We start from the raw sequence: 6474 nt of genomic DNA on the forward strand, positions 1-6474 counted from the left end.
ACATTTATTCATTAGGCAGAACGAAATCGCGTTGTTAATGTTTGGCGGATGAAATATTGCCGTCGTCTTACGACCCTTTTTTCCCTGGCGGCGATTGTGCTCATCGCGCACTGCGCGTGGGCGGCGCCGCTGACTTTGCCAGATGCGATCGACCGCGCGATAAAGTTTGCCCCCACGATGCAGGCCGCGGCGGCGCAAAGCGACATGAGCCGCGCGCAGGTGCGCGAGCAGCGCTCGGCGCTCTTCCCCAACCTCTCAACTGGCGGTGAATACTACCAAGCTCCCGGTTATGACGACGTCATCACCAATCGCGGACTGAGCGCCGCGATGCTGATGCTGAACTACACGGCGTGGGACTGGGGCCGGCGCCAGGCTCGCATGCGCGCCGCGCGCTACGTGGCCGAAGCGGCACAGCTCGGGGTCGCCGCCGCACAGGCGCAGATCGCATACGATACCTCGGTCGCGTATTACGATCTGCTGCGCGCGCGCGCGGCGACTTCGGAGCTGGCGCGCAGCCTCGATCGTCTGACGCGCTACGTCGCCACGATCGAGGCGCTCAGGAATTCCGGCCGCTCCAACTCCGCCGACACGCTCAAGGTGCGCACCGCCCGCGACGCGGTTGAGATCGCACTCTTGCAGCAACAGGTTGCCGCGCAACGCGCCTCGGTAAACCTCGGATCGCTTATCGGCGAGTTCAATCAACCTGATATTCAGATCGTGGAGTTGGCCGACCTGCCGCCGAAGCCCGCGATCGATTTTTCATCCAGTCCGGTGATGCAGGCGACGCGGCGCGCGATCTCGTCGGCCGGGTTGCAGGTTAAGGCGGCCAAGGCTGAACGTCTGCCCACGATGCAACTCGCCTTCACAACCGGTTTCGTCGGCATCGATCCGCCGGCCACGTGGTCGAAAAATTACGGCGGCTCGTACGATACCGTGGTCTCGATGCCGATTTTCGACGGCGGCCTGATCACGTCTCATATCGATCAGGCCAAGGCCAGGCAGAATTCTGCCCTCGCGCAGGCGCGCGATACTGAGTACGCGCTGAACCGGCGTATCACGGACGCCTCGCTACGCTACGATCAATCAACGCGCATGCTCGAGCTGCTGTCGCGGGCGCAACCGAACGCCGACGATTCGTTTGCGCTCACCTGGACGCGATTTCTGGGCGGCGGTGACGTCACCCTGCTCGAAGTCCTGGACGCTTATCAGCGGTCAGAAGACCTGCGGATGCAACGCTTCGAGCAGGAGTTCGCGGCGCGCGAGTCCGCCGCCGAAATCAATCTGCTGGCCGGACGTATCAGATGAGACGCCGCGGCGGACAACGACGCGCTTTGCGATGGTTGTTGCCGATCGCGCTGGCGGTCGCGCTCGCCGCCTGTCATCCGGCATCCGATTCAAGCGACGAGAACGAAAACCCGGAAGTACCGAACACCACCATGGTGGTCAGTGCCGCGCGCGCTGAGGTCGCACCGATGGAGCAGCGCCTTCAGCTTCTGGGCAAGACCGTCGCTACACATCATGTCATCATCCGCGCGCCGACCGCCGGGCGCGTGATCGGAATGAAACTCGTCACGGGAGATTGGGTCGCGAAAGGACAGGTGGTTGCCTATGTCCTCAATCGCGAGATCGAAGCGGCGGAAGACGGCCTCGCCGTCGCGCAGAAGATCGAGCCCGAGAACGCCGAGCGCCTGGCGCAGTCGGTCCACCGCTATACGCACAGCCCCGGAATTGCGGTGCGCGCGCCGGACGCGGGAATTGTTTCGCAGCCCCCGGTAACGACCGGCCAGGTAGTCGGCGATTTAGACACACTCGTCGATTTGATCGACCCGCGCAGCCTGTATGTCGAGGCAAACGTGCCGCTTAGCCAGCTTCACGCCTTGACCGCCGGGATGCAGGCAGAGGTTCTGTCGCCGCTTCGGCCCGGCAGCCCGGTTCCAGCACGGATCGTGGCGAGGCTTCCGACCTTCGATACCGCGACCGCAACTTCGACGGTGCGGCTCGATTTCACCGGCTCCGAGCGCATCCTGGAAGCGGGTTCTCCCGTCCTGGTGCATGTCGTGACGCGCAGTGCTCCCGACGCGATCGTGATTCCAGAGGCCGCGGTGTTTCAGGATCCCGGACCAGATAATTTTCACGTGTTCACGATTGGGGCGGACAAGCGCGCTCGACGCACCGACGTGTCCGTGGGCGTCCGCGAGGGTGACCGCGTGCAAATCACGAACGGGATCAAAGCCGGAGAGCTCGTGATTACCTCCGGGGGCTACGCGTTGTCAGACGGCCTGCGAGTCGAAGTCGCACAAGGGACGCGATGAAGCGCCAGACCTCGTCGCTCGTCATCCTTCTCGTCCTGGCGCTTTCGGGCCTGGGCGTGATCCTGGCGCGGAAGATCCCCAGTGCGGTCTTTCCGGAGTTCACTTTTCATCGCGCGATAATTCTCGCGGACAGCGGCAATCTGCCCGCCGAGCAGATGCTCGCGACGGTGACGCGCCCGATCGAGGAGGCGGCCTATTCTGTGGTCGGCGTATCCCTCGTGCGCTCGACGACGACTCGCGGCAGCGCCGAGATCGATGTGACCTTTTCCGACAACGCCAACGCCAGCCTGACCTCGCAGCTGCTGAATTCCGCGGTAGACGAAGCCCGCGCACGCCTGCCCGACGGAACGACTGCGGATACTCTGCTGCTGACCACGGGGACGTTTCCGATTCTCGACGTGAGCCTGAGCTCGCACACCCGCAACCTCGCCGAGCTCACCGATATCGCCAGCTTCGACCTGGTTCCCGCCATCCACCGGATCGACGGCACCTACCGGGTCGAGGTGGTGGGCGGCAAGAACCGCGAGTTTGTCGTGCGCATCGATCCGGCGCGGATGCTTCAGCATTCGCTGGCGCCCAACGACATCGTTGACGGCCTCGCCAACGCGAATGTGCTGGCTTCGCCCGGCCGAATTTACGACTCCCACCGGATGCTGCTGACGGTGCTATCGACCGATCTTCATCGCGCCGATCAGATCGCATCGGTGCCGATCGCTGCCGTCGGCGGCCAGCCGATACGAGTGCGGGATATCGGCAGCGTCGAGATGGGAATCGAAGAGGATTTCATCCGCACATCGAGCGAGCATGGCGCCGCGGTGCTGGTCGGGATTTCGCGGCGGCCCGAGGGCGGAACCGTACAGATCGCAAAGCAGGCCCACGCGATCATCGACGAGTTCAGTCATCGCTATCCGGATGTCAACTTCTCGATCTCTTACGACCAATCGGCGCTCGTCACCGAATCGTTCGAAAGCGTTCGCGACGCGATCGCACTCGGCCTCGTGCTGGCAGTGGCGGTCGTATTGCTCTTCACCATGAGCCCGCTCAACGCAGTGATCGCCGCGATCGTCGTGCCGTGCACGGTCGCGATCACGTTCGTCGTGTTGGCCGCGGCCAAGCTCACGTTCAATATGATGACGCTGGGCGGTATGGCCGCGGGGATCGGGCTTTTCATCGACGATGCGATCGTGATGATCGAAGCGATTCATCGCGCGCGTGCCAACGGCGAGCCGACCGACGCGGCGATCGGGTCGTCGCTCAATCATCTCGGCCGGCCGCTGTTTGCCTCGACGATGACGGTGATCATCGTCTTCGCGCCACTGGTCTTTATCTCCGGCGTTACCGGGACGTTCTTCCGCGCGCTTGCCGCCACGCTCGGCAGCGGCCTGGCGATCTCGCTGTTGCTCGCGCTCTATTTCACGCCCGCCCTCGAGATCAGCCTCGAACGCTTGCGCGGCGCGCCGCGGGGCCCCGGTTCCGTATTCCGGGTCCTCCAGCATCTTTACTCGGTGGCGATGCTGCCGTTTGCGAGTATCCCCTCGCTCGCGGTGATGGTGGCGCTTCTTTCGGTAGCCGGAGGATGGGCTATCTATCATCAGCTAGGCAGCGACTACCTGCCGCCGCTGGATGAGGGCGCGTTCGTGCTCGATTACGTAACGCCGCCGCAGAGCACGCTCAAGGACACGACCGCGCTGCTCGAAACCATAGAAGGAATTCTGCGCTCGACGCCGGAGGTGCAGAGTTATTCGCGGCGCACAGGCACCCAGCTCGGATTTTTCCTCACCGAGTCAAATCGTGGCGATATCTCGGTGCGGCTCAAGCCGGCCGCCAACCGCGCGCGCAGCATCGACCAGGTCATCGCCGAAGTCCGCGCGCGAATCCAACAATCGCTCCCTGGCGTCCAGGTCGAGTTTTCGCAGATGTTGCAGGACCTAATCGGCGACCTGTCGGGAGTTCCCGAGCCGATTGAAGTCAAAGTCTTCGGACCGAATTCCGACGTGATTCAATCGACGGCGCAGCAGGTCGCCGCAGCGTTGCGGCGGATTCACGGCGTCGTCGATGTGTTCAACGGAATCGTCATCAGCCTTCCGCTGCAGGAATTTCAAATCGACCAAACCGCGGCCGCGCGCTATGGCCTCACGGCCAAAGATATCCATCGCACGCTCGATACGGTGATCCAGGGCACGGTCGCGACCAGCGTCCTCAGCGGCGATCGGCTGCTCGACGTGCGCGTGCGATATCCCGAGGACTATCATCAGGACCTCGGCACGCTTTCCGAAGTGCTGCTCAAAACTCCGACCGGAGCGCGAGTTCCGCTCTCCGCTGTGACGTCATCGACGTTTGGCGGCGATCGCGCCGAGATCGATCGCGAGCGCGAGCGCCCGGTTCTCCATGTGACCGCGCGGCTCGAGGGCGTTGACCTTGGCAAAGGCGTGAACGAGGCGCGCCAGCGCCTGGCGACGCTGAAGCTGCCCGCGGACGTGACGCTCGAGTTCGGCGGCCTCTATGCGCAACAGCGCGAGGCGTTTCGCGAGCTGACGATCGTGCTGGTTAGCGCGATCCTTGCGATGTTCCTGATACTCGTCTGGGAGTTTGCGCGGCTGGGTCCCGCGATCGCGTGCATGGCAGGCGCCCTCTCTTGCCTCTTCGGCAGCTTGCTCGCGCTTTACCTGACTGGCACGACGCTCAACATTTCGTCATTCATGGGAATTATCATGGTGGTCGGGATCACCGCGAAGAACGGCATCTTGCTACTCGATCACGCAGAGCATGCGATGGCCGAAGGTGATGTGCCGCAGCAGGCGCTACTCGCGGCTGCGGCGGTACGATTGCGGCCGATTATCATGACGACGCTGGCGACAGCCGCAGGCCTTTTCCCGCTGGCGCTCGGATACGGCGCGGGAGCCAAGGTCCAGCAACCACTCGCGATCGCGGTGACCGGCGGACTCGCGTTCGCGATGTTCATGACGATCCCGATCGCCGGTGGTATCTATTTGTTGACGACCGGAGGACCGCGGCGCAGGGATCCGACTGAGTTTATCCAGTAGAATTCAAAGCAGTCCCGGAACCAGTCGGCACGGCACGCGATCGCAGTACGCCACAAACTCGCGATCGGTTTTGAGTAACGCTTCCTCCTGGTCGATTCGCCACATCATGAACGGCAGCGCGATCGCAACCAGGAGCGCGTTGCGCCAGCTTGGGAAAGACAGCGCATAGCCTGCGGACATCGTGAGCCATCCCATGTAAATCGGATGACGCACAAATGCGAAGGGACCGTGAGTGACTATTCCACGGTTCGCCGGCAGAAGACCGAAGCTGCGCCCCATGTATATCCGGGCGATCTGCGTGCCGAAGACTCCCATCCCTTCGAGCGCGAGGCCGATCGCAGCGATAAATCCCGCCGATGCCACTCCTGGGCGCATCAGGCACGGCAATACGAGCATCCCGCCCGTCGCTGCGATTGAGCGCGCGTTGATCATCACGGTCCGTGGCGGAAGCCGAATCAACGAGAACACTCCCATCACGATCGCGCCCGCGATCCAGATGCCGTTGGCGAGGCTGCTCTGATACGAGGCGGCGGCCGGCAGTGCGGCAACGAAAAACGAAGCCGCCAGAACAAGATTCGCGGCCGCATGCTTGAGACCGTCGCGCGTGACCAGAGAATGAGGCGGCGGTTTTACTTCAGTACTCAGAGATCCGACAGCTTCCATCAATAATAAGAATGGCAAGCTGGGTTGAGTGAGACAAATGAAGTGAGTAATTAAGTGCGTAGGGCATTAGCCAGTATGGTTTAGATTACGATTGAGTCGGCTATCGTGGGCTCAAACCGTCGACTTCGATCGACAATATTCAAGTATCATCCGACCTTCGCATGGCGCATCCTTGCCGCGCACAGCCCGCCCCGGATGCGTGATTGCAGCGCAGCGCGCCATCTTCTAGAATTTCGCTTCCGGCTCACGACGCGAAGCGTCGCCCGAGCCCGCCGCCAACGATGCCGAGGTGGCGAAACGGCAGACGCAGAGGACTCAAAATCCTCCGTCCTTACGGACATGCGGGTTCAAGTCCCGCCCTCGGCACCAGAAATTTCCCGATCGTGTTTGCACTTTTATGACCAGTTCGCTCTGACTGCTGAGTCGCGGCGGGTTTTTCGTCGAGATTTGGCCGA

Annotated in this window: 4 protein-coding genes and 1 tRNA gene; 4 read left to right on the plus strand and 1 reads right to left on the minus strand. The window is 62.5% G+C overall.

What is annotated here, in order from left to right; all coding sequences use genetic code 11:
* Positions 1-48 precede the first annotated feature (48 nt).
* From VMA09_23020 to VMA09_23030, 3 genes are read left to right on the plus strand one after another with little or no spacing between them, the layout of a single operon-like run.
* Positions 49-1305, plus strand: a complete 1257-nt coding sequence (locus tag VMA09_23020) for a TolC family protein (GenBank protein ID HUA36497.1) — start codon at positions 49-51, stop codon at positions 1303-1305.
* Complete coding sequence (locus VMA09_23025; protein ID HUA36498.1) at positions 1302-2312, plus strand: efflux RND transporter periplasmic adaptor subunit; 1011 nt, start codon at positions 1302-1304, stop codon at positions 2310-2312. Before VMA09_23020 ends, VMA09_23025 begins: the two co-directional genes overlap by 4 nt.
* Positions 2309-5356, plus strand: a complete 3048-nt coding sequence (locus tag VMA09_23030) for an efflux RND transporter permease subunit (protein ID HUA36499.1) — start codon at positions 2309-2311, stop codon at positions 5354-5356. Before VMA09_23025 ends, VMA09_23030 begins: the two co-directional genes overlap by 4 nt.
* 3 nt (positions 5357-5359) lie before the next feature.
* Here the strand turns inward: VMA09_23030 and VMA09_23035 are convergent, their stop codons facing one another.
* On the minus strand, positions 5360-6019 hold the full coding sequence (locus VMA09_23035) for an isoprenylcysteine carboxylmethyltransferase family protein (GenBank protein ID HUA36500.1): 660 nt from the start codon (positions 6017-6019) through the stop codon (positions 5360-5362).
* 283 nt (positions 6020-6302) lie between these two features.
* Between VMA09_23035 and VMA09_23040 the strand changes: the two genes are divergently transcribed.
* A tRNA-Leu gene (locus VMA09_23040) sits at positions 6303-6388 on the plus strand.
* Positions 6389-6474: the final 86 nt, after the last annotated feature.

It is taken from the genome of Candidatus Binataceae bacterium (genome assembly GCA_035508495.1).
GTDB lineage: Bacteria > Desulfobacterota > Binatia > Binatales > Binataceae > JASHPB01.

Bases quoted from the DNA above. Each gene is read 5' to 3' on its own strand.
- VMA09_23020 (HUA36497.1), top strand. From the start codon at position 49: ATGAAATATTGCCGTCGTCTTACGACCCTTTTTTCCCTGGCGGCGATT.
- VMA09_23025 (HUA36498.1), top strand. From the start codon at position 1,302: ATGAGACGCCGCGGCGGACAACGACGCGCTTTGCGATGGTTGTTGCCG.
- VMA09_23030 (HUA36499.1), top strand. From the start codon at position 2,309: ATGAAGCGCCAGACCTCGTCGCTCGTCATCCTTCTCGTCCTGGCGCTT.
- VMA09_23035 (HUA36500.1), bottom strand. From the start codon at position 6,019: ATGGAAGCTGTCGGATCTCTGAGTACTGAAGTAAAACCGCCGCCTCAT.